We start from the raw sequence: 15,842 nt of genomic DNA, 5'->3' as shown, positions 1-15,842 counted from the left end.
TGTATGAAAAGTCATTGAAAAAAACATTGACTTTTAGATTAAGGACGAGTAATATTTCGCTTGTTTGCTTTTTTTTAGAAGACTTTTATTGATAGAAATAATAATTTGCGGCGTAAAAACAAACATATTTTTCTGTAAAGTAAATGAGTACATTATTTGGAACAAGGAGTGAGTCTAATGGATTATCTTAAACGCTTGCTGGTTGGTCGACCATTGAAGTCGTCTGAAAATGATGATCAAAACTTATCACGTTTCGCAGCTTTAGCGATGCTTTCATCAGATGCGTTATCTTCTGTTGCGTATGGGACAGAACAGATCGTCGTCGTTTTGGTAACCTTGTCAGCAGCAGCGATTTGGTATTCATTACCAATTGCATTTGTAGTATTAATTTTATTGGCTTCATTGATTTTATCTTATCGTCAAATTATTCATGCTTATCCTCATGGTGGAGGCGCTTATGTCGTTAGTAGTGAGAATTTGGGGAAGAATGCCGGCTTGATTGCTGGGGGCTCGCTTCTGGTGGATTATATGTTAACTGTTGCTGTATCTGTTTCAGCTGGTGCTGAAGCTATCGCCTCTGCGATTCCTGCTTTGTATCATCATCGCGTCCTGATTTCTGTCATTATTGTTTTATTATTGATGCTGATGAATTTGCGTGGTTTACGTGAGAGTGCGGGGTTACTGATGGTACCCGTCTACAGCTTTATTGCGGTGATAACGGTGTTGATCCTAGTGGGATTAGTAAAAATTGTTTCCGGAGCAGCACCGCTTCATTCCACCGCTCAAGTCGGAGCAATTGTTCCAGGAATCTCGGTGGCGTTATTGCTACGAGCTTTCTCTTCAGGTTCCTCTTCATTAACTGGTGTGGAAGCGATTAGTAATGCGGTGCCATTCTTTAAAAAACCGCGTGCCAAAAATGCAGCAGGGACATTGGCCATGATGGGCTTGATCCTAGGCTTCTTCTTTACTGGCATCACATTTTTGAACTATTGGTTTGGCATTGTTCCTACTGCTGAAGTGACAGTCTTATCCCAAGTGGGTGAAGCTGTTTTTGGCAAGGGGATCATGTATTATGTATTGCAATTTGTTACAGCCCTAATTTTAGCTGTGGCAGCCAATACGGGTTTCTCAGCATTTCCTGTTTTGGCCTACAATTTAGCGAAGGATAAATTTCTCCCGCATCGCTACCAAGATCGCGGGGATCGCCTAGGCTACTCAAACGGAATCATTACGTTAGCATTAGGGTCAATCATCTTGTTATTAATTTTTCAAGGTTCAACGGAGCGCTTAATTCCCTTGTATTCAGTCGGAGTATTCATTCCGTTTACCTTATCGCAAACTGGGATGGTTCTGAAATGGCGCAAAGAAGGCCAACATTGGTTTAGAAAATCGATTGCGAATATGATTGGTGCTTTGATTTCCTTTGCGATCGTCTTGATTTTATTTGTTTATCGTTTGCCGGATATTTGGCCTTTCTTCATTATTATGCCAATCCTGATCTATGCCTTCTATAAAGTACATGAGCATTATAAAAATGTGGCGGAACAATTACGTTTGGTTGATGATGTGGAATTACATGAGTATGCAGGCAATACAGTGATCGTACTTGTAGGGAATGTGACGCAGGTCAATATTGGTGCGATTAATTATGCTCGTTCGATTGGTGATTACGTGATTGCGATGCACGTTTCATTGGAGGAAAATGAAGAGAAAGAGCGCGAGATTCGCCATGAGTTTCGTGAGAAGTTCCCAGATGTTCGCTTCTCAGTTGTTCGCTCACCGTATCGATCAATTGTGAATCCAGTCAGTCGCTATGTTGACCGAGTAAGTAAAAATGCGAAGGAACATAATTATACGACAACTGTTTTGATTCCAGAGTTTGTTCCAAACAGAACCTGGAAACGTTCGTTGCATAATCAAACAGCGTTGCGTTTGCGTTTCCGGCTGTCCTATCGCGACGATATTATCATTAGTACGTACAACTATCATTTGAAGAAATAATTTCAAGAGTGTGCCGATATTAGGTACACTCTTGTTTATTTTAAAAAAGTTCAAAAAATAGAAAGGATAAAACGTATTCATCTTTTTTTTTGAGCAAAAAGGGTTGATTTTAGTTCTTATTAGAGGTAATATCAAACAGCATTAATTACTAACACTATTAGGTATTAATGAGACGAAAGTTATTTTTTGAAAGAAGGGGGAGTATGATGACATACGCAGAAGATGCAGAACGTGAACTAGTGCAACTGATGTTTCAGAATCGCCATGGTGCGTTTAGCAGGATTGAGAAGAGCAGTAAGGGTGCTAATATCGTCATTAAAGTACTCGATCGATTAGGTGAACCTACGAATCCAAAACATTTGGCTGATACCTTAAATCTATCCACTGCTCGGATTGCTGCTGTACTGGGAAACTTGGAAAAACGCGGGCTGATAAGTCGCACAATGGATCCTAATGATCGACGACGAATCAACGTCAGTTTAACAGAGAACGGGAAAAAAGTGGCTAAGGCTGAAAAGCTGGAAATGCGGAATAAAATCATTCGAGTATTTGAGCTGATGGGAGAAGAGGACACTAAAAAATATCTTGAATTGACTGCCAAATTTGTCAAGTACTCTCAAAAATTAACCATGGAAGGGGAAAGTGATCAATAGTGAAGATTTTTAAATATCTTGGTAAATACTGGTACGCAATTATTGCTGTGTTCATGCTTTTAATCGTGCAGGCATCTAGTGATTTGAGCTTACCAAGTTTAACGTCAGATATCGTTGATATCGGTATTCAACAAGGAGGACTTGAACAGTCAACGCCAGAAAAAATTAGAAAATCAACGCTTCAAGGAATCGAGATATTTATGACCGATAAAGAGAAGCAAACAATCAAGGAAAATTATAAAGAAGCCACCCAAACGATTGATGGCAAGAAGGTTGATATTTATAAATTAGATCTTCAAGAGGGTATGACAAAAGATAAGTTAGCAGATATCTTTAATTTACCGATGATGATGATTGCTTCCACTCGTTCAAAGGATTCAAGCAATGCGAAAGAAGCAAAAGAAGTTATCAATGATTATACAGCTATCTCAAAGGATGCTGCTCAGGCACAGGCTTTGGGGCAAGAGGCGAAAACCCTTGGTGAGCAAGCTCAATCAGCTGGTAAAGAAGCTGCTGCGGCTACAGACGGTGCAACTGCCGCTGCAAAAGGTGCGGAAGCTCAGAGATTAGCTGCTGAAGCGCAAGCAAAAGGAGAAGAAGCTCAAAAACTTGGCGATTCTATCAAAGCCAAAAATGACGCGATGCCAGCAAAAGTTGAAGCTGCACGTAAAGCTACTAAGGAAAGCCTAGGCGATGTTGGTGAAGACTCATTGAAAACGGTAGGGATTCAACTGACTTTGGCGGAATACAAAGCGTTAGATGTGAATACAGGAAAAATCCAGACGGACTATATGATCAAGACTGGAGCGAAAATGCTTGGTTTGACTTTAGTATCTGCTGTTGCGGCAATCATTGTTGGTTTAATTGCTTCATTAATTGCTGCGACTGTTGGTAAAAACCTGCGTGTTGGACAATACGAGCGAACATTGGAATTTTCAAATAACGAAATGGAGAAATTCTCACCTGCTTCATTGATTACACGAAATACCAACGATATTCAACAAATTCAAATGGGTATCGTTATGATCATGCGAATCGTTTTATACGCACCGATCTTAGGTATCGGTGGTGTTTACAGAGTATACAAGACCGGCACTGGTATGGGCTGGATCGTAGGTGTGGCTGTAGCAGCTGTTTTAGTTTTAGTCCTAACCTTATTGCTGACCACAATGCCTAAATTTAAGGCCCTACAAAACTTAGTCGACCGTGTAAACTTAGTTTCTCGTGAAATTATCACTGGGTTACCAGTTATTCGTGCGTTCTCACGTGAAAAATATGAGGAAGAGCGTTTCGATGTTGCTAATACGAACTTGATGAAGACGCAAATGTTCGTTAACCGTGCGATGTCATTGATGATGCCCATTATGATGCTGTTGATGAATGGTATTTCAGTCTTGATTGTGTGGGTTGGTGGACACAATATGGACAATGGTCAATTACAAGTTGGGGATATGATGGCCTTCATTACTTATACAATGCAAATTGTTATGGCCTTCATGATGTTGTCAATGGTATCAATCATTTTACCTCGTGCCAATGTTGCAGCTGGACGTGTAGATGAAGTGTTGAACACGGAACCTACGATTAAAGATCCAGAATATCCAAAAGACGACCATGACTTCAAAGGTGAAGTGAAATTTGAAGGTGTTCAATTCCGTTATGGCGATGCTGATGCAGATGTCTTGCATCATATTAATTTCACTGCTAAACCGGGTGAAACAACTGCTTTGATCGGTTCGACAGGTTCAGGAAAGTCAACGATCGTCAATTTGATTCCGCGTCTCTTTGACGTAACTGGCGGACGTATCACGATTGACGGTATCGATATTCGTGAAATGAGCATGCATAAATTACATGAGATTATGGGATTTGTACCACAAAAAGGTGTGCTGTTCTCTGGTGACATTGCTTCAAATATCAAATTTGGTGATGCTGATATTTCAGATGAACAAATGAAACGAGCTGCTGAGATTGCACAAGCAGATGAATTTATCAACTCGAATGAAAAAGGATTTGATCGGACAATTTCCCAAGGTGGAACGAATGTTTCTGGTGGACAAAAGCAACGGTTATCAATCGCTCGGGCACTGGCTAAGAATCCGAAAATATTGATCTTTGATGATTCCTTCTCAGCTCTTGATAACAAGACGGATGTTGCTTTGCGTAAAGCATTAGCTGAGAATATCAAGGATGCAACTCAAATTATCGTAGCGCAAAAAATTTCTACGATCTTGCATGCGGACAACATTATCGTATTAGATGAAGGCCGTGTAGTAGCCCAAGGTCGTCATGAAGAATTGATGGAATCATCAGCTGTCTATCAAGAAATAGCTCAGTCACAATTAAGTAATGCTGAACTAGGCATAGAAGAAGCGGATTAAGGAGGAGCGAAAAGAATGGCAGAACAAAAACAAAATCGCCCTCGTGGTGGCGGACCTGGTCGAGGGATGAGTGCGCCAGTTGAAAAAGCGAAAGATTTCAAAGGTACGATCAAAAAATTGGTTTCGTATCTTGGCGCTTATAAAATCGCCGTTTTCTTTGTAATGATCTTTGCGGCAGCTTCAACGATCTTCAATATTTGGGGACCAAAGATCCTGTCAAAGGCGATCACAGAATTATTTAACGGTCTGATCAAGAAATATCAGGGAACTGGCGATATCAACTTTGATAAAATCGGTGGTATCCTGCTCTTCATGTTAGGTCTTTATGTAGTTGCTTCCTTATTTGGGATCATCCAAGGCTGGATCATGTCGACGATTTCGCAAAAGATTACTTATCGGATGCGGAAAGAGATTTCTGAAAAAATCAACCGCATGCCAATGAATTATTTTGAAAGTCGGACGACTGGTGAGGTTTTATCACGAATCACTAATGACGTGGATACTTTAGGACAATCATTGAACCAAAGTTTGACTCAATTAATTACTTCAACATTTACCATAATCGGAGTTATCGTGATGATGCTTTCAATCTCAGTGAAGATGACCGGTATCGCGATCTTGATCGTGCCGATCTCACTTCTATTGATCATGGTTGTCGTGAAGAATTCGCAAAAGTATTTCAAAACGCAACAAGAATATCTTGGTGTGATCAATGGTAAAGTTGAAGAAACAATCGGTGGATACACCATCGTACGCTTATTCAACGAGGAAGAAAACTCATTGAAAGAATTCAAAGAACAAAATGATATTCTCTTCAAATCAGCATGGAAATCTCAATTTCTTTCTGGTTTGATGCAGCCGATCATGAACTTTGTCGGTAACTTAGGATATGTAGGTGTGGCGATTGCCGGTGGTGTGATGGCTTATAACGGTACGATCACTGTTGGGGATATTCAAGCGTTTATTCAATATGTACGAAATCTGACACAGCCGATCGCACAACTAGCTCAAGTATCAAACATGCTGCAATCAATGGCAGCAGCGGCAGAACGGGTCTTTGAATTCTTAGCAGAAGATGAAGAAGAACAAATGGCTGAAAATCCTGTTCAAATTGATAAGGCAAAAGGAATGGTCGATTTCGATCATGTTCAATTTGGCTATACATCTGATAAAATCGTTATTCAAGATTTTACTTCGCATGTTGATCCTGGTCAGACAGTTGCGATTGTTGGTCCAACTGGTGCAGGTAAAACCACGATGGTTAAATTATTGATGCGTTTTTATGATGTCAACTCTGGTGCGATTAAGATTGATGGTCACAATATCAAAGATTTCAATCGTGCTGATTTGCGTAAGAACATTGGGATGGTCTTGCAGGATACGTGGTTGTTCAAAGGGACGATCATGGACAACTTGCGGTACGGTCGTTTAGATGCGACCGACGAAGAAGTTTACGCAGCAGCTAAAGCCGCTCACGTGGATCACTTCATCAAGACATTGCCTGGTGGCTATGACATGGAATTGAACGAAGAATCTTCCAATATCTCTCAAGGGCAAAAGCAATTGCTGACGATTGCGCGTGCGATCTTAGCTGATAAGCCAATTTTGATCTTGGATGAGGCAACATCATCTGTTGATACACGGACAGAAGGATTGATTCAAGAAGCGATGAACAATCTGATGAAGGGGCGGACGTCATTTGTTATCGCTCACCGTCTATCAACGATCAAGGATGCCGATAAGATTCTTTATATGCAAGGCGGAGATATCAAAGAACAAGGAAGCCATGAAGAACTATTGGCTCAAAACGGACTTTATGCCGCGTTGTACAACTCACAATTTGAAGAATTATCAGAATAAAGCAAAGACCAATCATCCATTTATTTCGGATGATTGGTCTTTTTTATTAAAAAATCGTCTACTAGTAGCGACTTTTGTCTGTGATCATCTTTGTTTGTTTATCATAAGTGATTGTGACAGAGCCGTTGGCATATTCGCCGTCTTTAGTTTGATCCCATGTGGCTGTCGATCTTGGAGGCATACCATATTTTTCTCTTTCCCAGCTGGTAACTCTATCTGGTGGGCCAACTAGCTTTTCTAATTCTTCATAGCTGGCACCGCCCTTAAAGGAGTATTTTTCGTTGTCAGCATCGTAATGCTCTGTCGCGACCTTTATACTATCGTAAATCTCTGATGTCCACTCTCCAGGAAACGCCTCCTTTGGTTTGGAGGTTCCTGGTTGTGTATCGATCGGTTCATAGGAAACGGTATTAGAAAACATAAAAATGACAGAACCAATGATGAGTAAAATAGCGAAACTCAGTGCCAGCACCTTATTTTTAGGAGATTTCTTCGGGAGTGCAGTTTGTTGCCGCACTTTTTGTGACAAATCCTTTTTTTGTGGTTTTAAATAAATCGTTCCACAATAATCACATTTCCAACCTTGTTCAACTTTATGGAAATGTGTGCTACCGCAATTCATACATTCTTTACTTTTCATGATAGAGTCCATCCGATCCGTAATTTTCAGGGAAGTCATCCGGATATTTACCTAATCCAGCGCGAGAATATTGCTCTGGTAGACGGTTAAAGTAAATGTAACGCACGATTGGGGTAACATATCCTACCTGGTCATTTTTAAAATAAACGTTGGGTTTTCCCTGTTTTTCATAAACAAATAGTTTGGTGAATCCACCAAAAGTATTATCCGTGTTTATGGCGATGAAGGCACGAACCTCTCGCCAAGTCAATTCTCCTTGCTGCCACTGCTTTCTAAGCATCTTTGCTTCATAATTGATGGGATTATTTTGTTCATCAAACTTAAGAGCAAGCTTTTTTTGAATTTGCTCGGAATCTGTAACAATCTCATCTGGCTGCCCCCAAATCCGTAAAATATCTGAGCTGGAGTATTGATCGAAATCTGGTCCGTAAGCAGCTAGAAATCCAGCTTCTCGATAATAGGTCGTTATGGCGAAGTCGCTATTAGGATTTTCGATGATCATCTCTTCGTTTGGAGATGTTCTTAGACGATTTTTTTCAAGAGTATCATGTTGCTTTTGTGCGGCTGATACTCGTTCTTTAAACTCTTCCGTCTCGTCGCCGCCGTATTCTTCCGCTGATACAAGTGCTAAATCAATCTCCTCTTGGTTCAATGAAAGCTCGGCGATTCTCACATTTCGCTCAGGATTATTCAATTGGCTAGGTGAATAGGTTGTCGAATCTGTCGAGCTTTTAGCGTTGGTGACAGGCTTAAATGTAGTCAGCTTCGATCCGCTCTTTGAAGGAGTTGCTTTCAATGAAAAGGGATTAAAAATACTGCTAATAAAAAGAATACCCACAATAAGAAACAAGGTGATGCTTATAATGAAAGCCAGCTTTTTCCGCGGCTGTCTTTTTTCTAGAGGTGGTGCATCAAGCTCGTAGACTGCGTGATAATAGCTACATTCATAACCAGATTCTATTTTTTCGAACTGATTTCCACCGCAATATTTACAGACCAAGCCCTTCATTTTCACCACTCCTCTCATTTTATCCAAAGCCCCTCAGACAGATAACTTTGTTTTCGATGTTACCAGAACACTAACTGTTCATAAATGATACCACGGGATAGGTAACGCGAAAAGAGACGATGCAAAGATTTTTGGTATAGCTAGAGATTTGGTTAGAGAAATATTTCTGTAAAATGAACTTTTGCTCTTTGTTGACTAATCAACAAGAAGATGATATTTTAACTATAGAAAATATTTTCTATTAAATGAACATAATTTCGAAAAGGAGTAGCGCGTATGATGGATACAGAAAAGGTACAGCTGGTAGAATATGGCAAAAAATTGATTTCGACTGGATTGACTGCAGGGACTGGCGGAAACATCAGCATGTATGACCCTGAAAGCCAGCTGATGGCAATCACGCCTAGTGGCATTGATTATTTCGAGATGACAGTAGAGGATATTGTTGTGCTGGATCTTGAAGGGAAGGTTGTTGAAGGAGCAAGGAAGCCTTCAAGTGAATGGCAGATGCATTTGATTAATTATCAACGGCGAGGTGATGAGATTCGTGCGGTCGTACATGCACATTCGACATTTAGTTCGATTCTTGCGACTTGCCGCAAGCCTCTTCCAGCGACTAATTATATGATAGCGATTGCAGGAGGCGGTGATGTTCGCTGCTCTAAATATGCGACGTTTGGGACGGAGAAGTTGGCAGAATACGCCTTTGAAGCAATGGAGAATCGTTATGCTTGTTTTTTAGCGAATCATGGACTGCTGACATGCGGTCCGAATTTGCACGATGCTTTTTCGGTAGCAAGTGAGATCGAACGTTTAGCGGGTTTACATGTGGGTGCTTCTTTATTTGGAGATCCAGTAATATTGGACGATGCAGACATGGCCGAAGTACACGAGCGTTTTCCTAGTTATGGACAATAAGAGAAGTGTAGCGAGGAGATGAAGCGATGAGTAAAGTAATTGTTGTCGGAGATACATTTATTTCTGTAGACACATGGAGACAAGCGGTTGAAATGATGAATCTGCCCGAGCCTGTAGAGGTGGTTTCTTTAGAATGGTATCCGGAAGATTCTCCGAAAGAATTTCAGCGAAAGTTAAAATTGATTGAACAAAACGGTTCTGAATCGCTAGCGATTCCTGAAGGGATTCTGGAAGAAATAAGTGATGCCGATTATTTCTTCGTTCACGTGGCTCCAGTTTCTCGTAAGTTGTTGAAAAATGCGCAGAATCTGAAACTGATTGGAACTTGTCGTGGTGGGGTAGAGCATCTTGACATTGGGTTAGCGCGGGAAATGGGAATTCCAGTTATTCATGTCATTCGGAACGCCGAACCGGTTGCAGACTATACCATCGGTATGATTTATTCAGTGACCAGAAATATTGCGCTTTCTCATGCGGCGGTGATGCAGGGAGCGTGGCCAAAAAATTTTCCGAATGATGCCTATCGAACGACGCTTGCTAGTCAAACAGTTGGTTTAGTTGGACTGGGGCATATTGGGAAAATGGTGGCCCAACGACTTGTCAATCTTGGAGTAAAAGTGATCGCCTACGATCCCTTTGTTGATCAAGAAGCCGTACGGTCATCTGGAATTGATCTAACCTTTGTTTCTTTAGAGACATTATTTAAGCATTCAGATATTGTTTCTCTGCATATGCGGGTAACACCTGAAACAGAAAATTTGATCGACGGGAAATTGTTGTCTCTTATGCAGCCTAGTGCGTATTTAATCAATACTGCTCGTCCTGGTATTCTGGTTAAAGCGGATTTTATTGAGGTTTTGAAGAAGAGAAAAATTGCTGGAGCTGCTATTGATGTTGTGTGGGAGGAGCCAATAGCGGCGGATGATCCTTTACTCGGACTGGATAACTTGGTCATTACTTCGCATATCGCAGGGGATACTGTGGATGCGATTCCTAAATCACCGCTTTTGTTAGCGAAAACGGTAAAGGATTATCTTCAAACTGGAGTTAGTGAATTCATCGTTTAAAAAGAGTTCCTGAGAATTGATTTTCTCAGGAACTCTTTTGTTTTATACGCGATCGTAGTCTTCTAAACGAATTTCTTCTAGCTCATCCTCATTGAAGTCGAGGTCTTTGTCTAGGATTTTTTCAACAGCTCGGATTAATGAAGCGGCATCTAACCCGTATTTTTTCAACAAATAAGGTTTCGAAGCGCCGTGTGTCCATTCATCGTTGATTCCAACCTTGATTAATTGCTTATGCAGCTGATGCTCTAGCATTACTTCGCCGACTGCGGTACCTAAACCGCCAATGGTGACATGATTTTCCATGGTAACAACACCGTGTTTTACTTTCTTGATTGAATCAACTACTAATGGGTCAGTGAAAGGTTTGAGTGTCGTAACATGAACATGTTGGACTGAAACACCTTTTTTCTCAAGCCACTGAGTCGCCCGCATTGCTTCTTCGGTACAGATACTGCTAGAGAACAAAGCGACATCATCGCCTTCTGAGATGACACGACCCTTATTGAACTCTGTTGGTTTGTCAGGTGAGAAGAGACGCGGCATTTGGCCTCGCAGCATTCTGACATAGATTGGTCCATTGACTTCTTTACAAATATTCAATGCTGATTCAACGTCTGTCGCATCACCGCAGTCAAAAATCGTCATGTTTGGGATCGTTCGCAGGATACCGACATCTTCAATTGATTGGTGAGTAACACCGCCGGGAGTAGTGATCCCAGGTACGAAGCCTAAAAGGGAAACGGGCAGGTTCGGATAAGCAATCGACATTTCTAGTTGATCCAGCGGTCTGCGATAAAGAAAGACTGCAAATGTGTGTAAGAAGGGGCGGAAGCCTTCACGAGCTAAACCAGCGGCCCAACTTAACATGTTTTGTTCCGCAATCCCCATTGATAAATATTTTTCAGGGAAGACCTTTGGAAACTCTTTGACCTCACAGGAGGTACCTAAGTCAGCAGATAAGACTAACACATCCTCATTTTCTTGTGCGAATTTAATCATATTTTTTGAATGTACATCCGATTCGATTTTCATAGTAAAACTCCTTCCTTTTTTCTTACATTTCGTTATAGAATTTCGTATATTTATCGAATTCTTCGCCTTCTTTTAAACGAACGAAATGCAGGATCGGTCTTCTTTCGTTTAAATACGGAATCCCTTGCGTTGGATCGGTATAGCAAAGAATCACTAACGGCTTGTTCTTTTCTCCCTGTTTGGCAGCTTCTTCAATCGCTTCAATATCATGTCCATTAACCGAAATAGCCTTGGCGCCAAATGCAGTGAAGCGATCCTCTAGAGGTTCAATATTCATTACTTTTTTTGTTTCGCCTTCGACTTGTTGTCCGTTGATATCCACGATTAAAACCAAATTGTCCAATTGATAGAAGACCGCCGCTTGAATTGCTTCCCACAATTGTCCTTCTTCCATTTCGCCATCAGACATCATAACGAAGACACGGCCTTCTTCATCACGTAATTTCCGGGCATGAGCTGTCCCGCCTGCAACGCTGATTGCTTGGTCTAGTGTTCCGGCAGCGTTTTCAAAACCGGGTGTGTGATTTGCACCAATCATTTCCATTGAATAGCCGTCACGATTGAACATTTCTAATGCGGCTTCATCTAAACGATCTGCTTCTATCAATGCTGCATATACAGGTGCTGCATAATGTGCCGGTGAGATAAAGAATCGATCATAAGGTGCTTTTAATGATCCGTGATATTCAGCCCCTTGAATGTAATCCATATTGTCCTTCGACGGTGTACCTGGAAATTTTCCAGGTAAACGAGGTGCTTTGCTTTCGCTTAAGTTCAATACACGTAAGTAAAGAGTCGCGAAAAGCTCTGCTGATGAACAAGCTTGTGAGAGGTAGCAGCCGTTTCTTTCAAGTGTCAATTTTAGAACATGTTTGCGAATGTTTTTTGCCGCTTTTTCTACATCAGCGACCGTATAATGATTTGCCATGATAAAACTCCTTTTTCGTATTAATGTATTTAATTCCTTTATTTTTGTCCGTAATTATTTTGGTAGAAGTCATATACTTCGGCAGTATAGGAATCTTCTAATGGTTTGAGTGAGGTGTTTAAAGTTCTGGCGTAATAGACGCTTTGAGCCGTTTCTTCTAGGATAACCGCATTTTTTAGTGAATTTATCGCAGACTTTCCAACAGTAAAGACACCATGGTTTTTCAGTAGAATTGCGGGACAATTGGTTTCTTGGTAACAACGAACAATCTCGGCTCCAATGGCTTTCTCGCCGACAGCAGCGATTTCTGACAACGGAATCTCTTTGCCAAAAACGGCAGCAGAAGTAGTTGTATATATAGGTAGTGATTCTCCGGCAATCGAAAAAGCTGTCGCATAAGGAGAATGTGTATGTGTAATACCTAATACTTCAGGACAATGGTTGTAGACATATAAATGAGATTCTGTATCGACAGAAGGAGTCAGATCACCTTCAATGACATTGCCCTTCAAATCTACGACAATCATGCTCTCTGGTGTTAAATCGTCAAAATGAATGCCGCTGGGTTTGATGACCACATATTCTGTTTCGGGATCTTTTGCGCTGACGTTTCCGCTCGTCCATAAAACCAACCCATTTTTAGGAAGCGCTTTATTATCCTTGCATACCGTTTCTTTTAATTGTTCCAGCATAGTATAACCTCCAATGTTGTTTTTTTACATTATTTCATTATAAAGAACAAAAGTCAATAAGGTTTTTTGGATCGTTTTTATTAATCTGCGTATATTTACATGGTTTATTAGCTGTAATCGTTTTCAAGAAAAGTGTTGACAATGATAAAATGTCATGCGATACTTTTCATAAGTTCTATTAAGTGAAAAAAAGTTCATAAAGGGAGGAATTATTGTGGAGTTGTTACAAAATATCTTAAGTTCATTTGGAGCGGCGGTTGTTGTACCAGTAATGCTATTCATTGTGGCATTATTTTTGAAGGTAAAACCTAAAAAAGCTTTTCAGTCTGCTTTGAATGCTGGGATCGGATTGACAGGGTTCAATTTGATCGTGAATTCATTTGTACCAATTGTTACTCCGGTCATCAACAACATGGTCGAGCAAACGGGTGTAAAGCTGCCGGTATTTGACACAGGCTGGCAGGCGACTTCGGTCATTGCGTATTCGACGCAAGTCGGAGTAGTTTTCTTAGTAGTAGGTTTGGTTCTGCAAGTGGCATTATTCTTATTAAGATGGACCGATGTATTTATGCCAAGTGATATGTGGAATAACTATTCTTTCATGGTTTGGGGCTCGATGATTTATTTGATCACCAGTAACATGGCGTTGGCAATGGCTTGCATGATCGTACAGAATTTATACGTCATGCTACTAGGTGAGGTAATTGCGAAACGTTGGGCGAATTACTATAATTTACCAGGAACAACCTTGACTGCACCGCACCATGTTACTTCAGTGCCGTATGCAATCATCATGAATTGGATTTTAGACAAATTAGGTGCTGGTAAAATTAATTGGGACCCTGCAACGCTGAAAAAGAAATTAGGCTTCTTAGGAGAACCGATTACTTTAGGATTATTTCTTGGTCTGCTGATCGGAATCATGGGGAACTTGAACAATTTAACGAGCTTAGATGGTTGGGGCAGTGTTTTCACAATGGGATTAGCAGTATCAGCGGTTATGGCAATCTTCCCACGCGTTGCGAGTATTTTTGCTTCGGCATTTACTAGTTTGACAAATGCCAGTAAGAAAACGGCAAAAGGCAGCGGTAAGAATCGTGAATGGATGCTCTCTGTTAACGACGCAGTTGGTTATGGTGAGCCTGCGACCTTGATGACGGGACTGATTCTAATTCCGATCATGGTATTATTGGCGATGATCTTGCCAGGAAACGAAACTTTGCCGTTAGTTGATTTAATCGCATTGCCTTACATGGTAGAAATGATTATTTGTGTATCAAAGGGAAATATTTTCAAAGGCGTGATCTCGGGCATTATTTGGTTTACAATCGGTTTGTATGTATGTACGTTAACAGCTCCATATTTTACTGAAGTTGCTGCACAAGTTGGTGTAAATATTCCAGAAGGAGCCATGATGATCACCAGCTTCGGAATTTTATATAATCCTGTAATGGCCTTGATCTTCTTAGCATTTTTATCAGGAAACTTTTTGTGGATGGGAATTGTTATTGTAATTTACTTCGCAATGTATATCTTATTCAAGAAAAACAAGCAAGCAGTTTGGAGCTTCTTGGAAGGCGAAAATTCAGATACGCCAAAAGAAAAGGTGGTTGCATGAAGGCGTTAGTTAAAACAGAACCTGGTTATAACAAAATGGAATTATTAGAGATTGAGAAACCTGTGCCTAAAGATCGGGAAGTCTTAGTCAAAGTCATTTACACGGGGATTTGCGGAACAGATATCCATGGGTTTAAAGGTGAGTATGATCGTTTAAAAACGCCACTAGTTTTAGGACACGAATTTTCTGGTGTAGTAGAAGCGATTGGAAAAAATGTCACGAAAGTTCAAAAAGGGTCATTCGTTACTAGTGAAACAACCTTTGATACCTGTGGAGAATGTGAATCTTGTCAAAATAAAGAATATAATCTTTGCTTGAATCGCAAAGGCATAGGCAGCCAAGTGAACGGCAGCTTTGCCGAGTATGTACTGACTCGTGAGGAAAGTATTCATGTGTTGGATGAAAAAATCAGTTTGTTGGCAGCTTCGATTACTGAACCGATTGCTTGCGGAGTTCATGCCAGCTTGGAAAAGGCTCGAGTTAAAAAGGATGAAGTAGCAGTCATTGTCGGTCCTGGTCCAATTGGGTTATGCTTAAGTCAAGTGTTGAAAAGTGTGGAGGCTAAAGTAATCGTTGTAGGGATTACCCAAGATGCCGAGCGGTTGAAGACAGCTAAAGAATTGGGTGCTGATCGAGTGATTGATTCGCTGACAGAAGATGCAACAGCGATTATCAAAGAGTTCACCAACGATAAGGGTGCGGATTATTGTTTTGAGTGTTCTGGAGCGGCACCGGCGATAAAAGCGATTTTTGATTATTTGAAGCAAAAGGGCACCTTAGTACAAATGGGCGTTTTTGGCAAAAATTTAAATGAATTGGATATGAATTCGATTGTACAGCGTGAGATGAATATTATCGGCTCGCGTTCGCAAAAGCCTTCCACTTGGCATTTGACTTTAGATCTGATGAAACAGGGAAAAATCGACGCGGAACGCTTGATCACAAAAATTTACCCATTGGAGCAATGGGAAGAAGCAATTAAACAAGTGATGGCTGGCAATGAAATCAAAGTTGTTCTGCAGCCGAATAAACAATAAAAGGAG

General features: G+C 40.7%; 13 protein-coding genes. 8 read left to right on the top strand and 5 right to left on the bottom strand.

Going from position 1 to position 15,842, the window contains the following annotated elements:
* Positions 1-177 precede the first annotated feature (177 nt).
* From IGI52_RS12790 to IGI52_RS12775, 4 genes are all read left to right on the top strand, one after another.
* A complete protein-coding gene (locus tag IGI52_RS12790; protein WP_049221823.1) occupies positions 178-2,001 on the top strand; it encodes an APC family permease in 1,824 nt (607 codons plus the stop codon).
* A gap of 206 nt (positions 2,002-2,207) precedes the next feature.
* Positions 2,208-2,654 (top strand): MarR family winged helix-turn-helix transcriptional regulator, encoded by a 447-nt coding sequence (locus IGI52_RS12785; protein WP_016179534.1) that lies wholly within the window; start codon positions 2,208-2,210, stop codon positions 2,652-2,654.
* Positions 2,654-5,035 carry an ABC transporter ATP-binding protein gene (locus IGI52_RS12780; protein ID WP_049221822.1) on the top strand — a complete coding sequence of 794 codons (2,382 nt, stop codon included), beginning with the start codon at positions 2,654-2,656 and terminating at the stop codon, positions 5,033-5,035. The genes IGI52_RS12785 and IGI52_RS12780 overlap by 1 nt, the downstream gene beginning before the upstream one ends.
* 15 nt (positions 5,036-5,050) lie before the next feature.
* Complete coding sequence (locus IGI52_RS12775) at positions 5,051-6,895, top strand: ABC transporter ATP-binding protein (protein WP_016179536.1); 1,845 nt, start codon at positions 5,051-5,053, stop codon at positions 6,893-6,895.
* A 61-nt stretch (positions 6,896-6,956) separates the two neighbouring features.
* Here IGI52_RS12775 and IGI52_RS12770 read toward each other — a convergent pair whose 3' ends face one another.
* Positions 6,957-7,535 (bottom strand): hypothetical protein, encoded by a 579-nt coding sequence (locus IGI52_RS12770; RefSeq protein WP_049220539.1) that lies wholly within the window; start codon positions 7,533-7,535, stop codon positions 6,957-6,959.
* Positions 7,525-8,544: a DUF4947 domain-containing protein gene (locus IGI52_RS12765; RefSeq protein WP_438781541.1), complete on the bottom strand. Its 1,020-nt coding sequence runs from the start codon at positions 8,542-8,544 to the stop codon at positions 7,525-7,527. Before IGI52_RS12765 ends, IGI52_RS12770 begins: the two co-directional genes overlap by 11 nt.
* Positions 8,545-8,823: 279 nt before the next feature.
* Between IGI52_RS12765 and IGI52_RS12760 the strand changes: the two genes are divergently transcribed.
* Positions 8,824-9,462 carry an L-fuculose-phosphate aldolase gene (locus IGI52_RS12760; protein WP_204371494.1) on the top strand — a complete coding sequence of 213 codons (639 nt, stop codon included), beginning with the start codon at positions 8,824-8,826 and terminating at the stop codon, positions 9,460-9,462.
* A 26-nt stretch (positions 9,463-9,488) separates the two neighbouring features.
* Positions 9,489-10,529, top strand: coding sequence for a 2-hydroxyacid dehydrogenase (locus IGI52_RS12755; RefSeq protein ID WP_049220544.1), 1,041 nt, complete (start codon positions 9,489-9,491; stop codon positions 10,527-10,529).
* A gap of 42 nt (positions 10,530-10,571) precedes the next feature.
* On the opposite strand, the gene IGI52_RS12750 is transcribed toward IGI52_RS12755, so the two are convergent.
* The 3 genes from IGI52_RS12750 to IGI52_RS12740 are packed head-to-tail and all read right to left on the bottom strand — an operon-like array spanning position 10,572 to position 13,181.
* Complete coding sequence (locus tag IGI52_RS12750; RefSeq protein WP_049220546.1) at positions 10,572-11,561, bottom strand: transketolase family protein; 990 nt, start codon at positions 11,559-11,561, stop codon at positions 10,572-10,574.
* A 22-nt stretch (positions 11,562-11,583) separates the two neighbouring features.
* Positions 11,584-12,489, bottom strand: coding sequence for a transketolase (locus IGI52_RS12745; RefSeq protein WP_049220549.1), 906 nt, complete (start codon positions 12,487-12,489; stop codon positions 11,584-11,586).
* Positions 12,490-12,527: 38 nt separating this feature from the next.
* Positions 12,528-13,181, bottom strand: a complete 654-nt coding sequence (locus IGI52_RS12740; protein WP_049220551.1) for an L-ribulose-5-phosphate 4-epimerase — start codon at positions 13,179-13,181, stop codon at positions 12,528-12,530.
* A 214-nt stretch (positions 13,182-13,395) separates the two neighbouring features.
* On the opposite strand from IGI52_RS12740, the gene IGI52_RS12735 reads away from it, so the two are divergent.
* Entirely contained in the window at positions 13,396-14,799 is a 1,404-nt protein-coding gene (locus IGI52_RS12735) for a PTS galactitol transporter subunit IIC (protein ID WP_048718953.1), read from the top strand.
* Positions 14,796-15,836 (top strand): zinc-dependent alcohol dehydrogenase, encoded by a 1,041-nt coding sequence (locus tag IGI52_RS12730; protein WP_049220554.1) that lies wholly within the window; start codon positions 14,796-14,798, stop codon positions 15,834-15,836. The genes IGI52_RS12735 and IGI52_RS12730 overlap by 4 nt, the downstream gene beginning before the upstream one ends.
* Positions 15,837-15,842: the final 6 nt, after the last annotated feature.

Origin of the sequence: Enterococcus sp. DIV0187, from assembly GCF_051713785.1 — a bacterium.
In the GTDB taxonomy this organism is placed as follows: Bacteria; Bacillota; Bacilli; order Lactobacillales; family Enterococcaceae; genus Enterococcus_A; species Enterococcus_A avium.
This window is presented reverse-complemented; position numbering and strand designations above follow the sequence as displayed.

Coding starts and splice junctions, on each gene's coding strand:
- IGI52_RS12740 (WP_049220551.1), bottom strand. CDS start 13,181: ATGCTGGAACAATTAAAAGAAACGGTATGCAAGGATAATAAAGCGCTT.
- IGI52_RS12790 (WP_049221823.1), top strand. CDS start 178: ATGGATTATCTTAAACGCTTGCTGGTTGGTCGACCATTGAAGTCGTCT.
- IGI52_RS12785 (WP_016179534.1), top strand. CDS start 2,208: ATGACATACGCAGAAGATGCAGAACGTGAACTAGTGCAACTGATGTTT.
- IGI52_RS12730 (WP_049220554.1), top strand. CDS start 14,796: ATGAAGGCGTTAGTTAAAACAGAACCTGGTTATAACAAAATGGAATTA.
- IGI52_RS12755 (WP_049220544.1), top strand. CDS start 9,489: ATGAGTAAAGTAATTGTTGTCGGAGATACATTTATTTCTGTAGACACA.
- IGI52_RS12775 (WP_016179536.1), top strand. CDS start 5,051: ATGGCAGAACAAAAACAAAATCGCCCTCGTGGTGGCGGACCTGGTCGA.
- IGI52_RS12765 (WP_438781541.1), bottom strand. CDS start 8,544: ATGAAGGGCTTGGTCTGTAAATATTGCGGTGGAAATCAGTTCGAAAAA.
- IGI52_RS12760 (WP_204371494.1), top strand. CDS start 8,824: ATGGATACAGAAAAGGTACAGCTGGTAGAATATGGCAAAAAATTGATT.
- IGI52_RS12745 (WP_049220549.1), bottom strand. CDS start 12,489: ATGGCAAATCATTATACGGTCGCTGATGTAGAAAAAGCGGCAAAAAAC.
- IGI52_RS12770 (WP_049220539.1), bottom strand. CDS start 7,535: ATGAAAAGTAAAGAATGTATGAATTGCGGTAGCACACATTTCCATAAA.
- IGI52_RS12750 (WP_049220546.1), bottom strand. CDS start 11,561: ATGAAAATCGAATCGGATGTACATTCAAAAAATATGATTAAATTCGCA.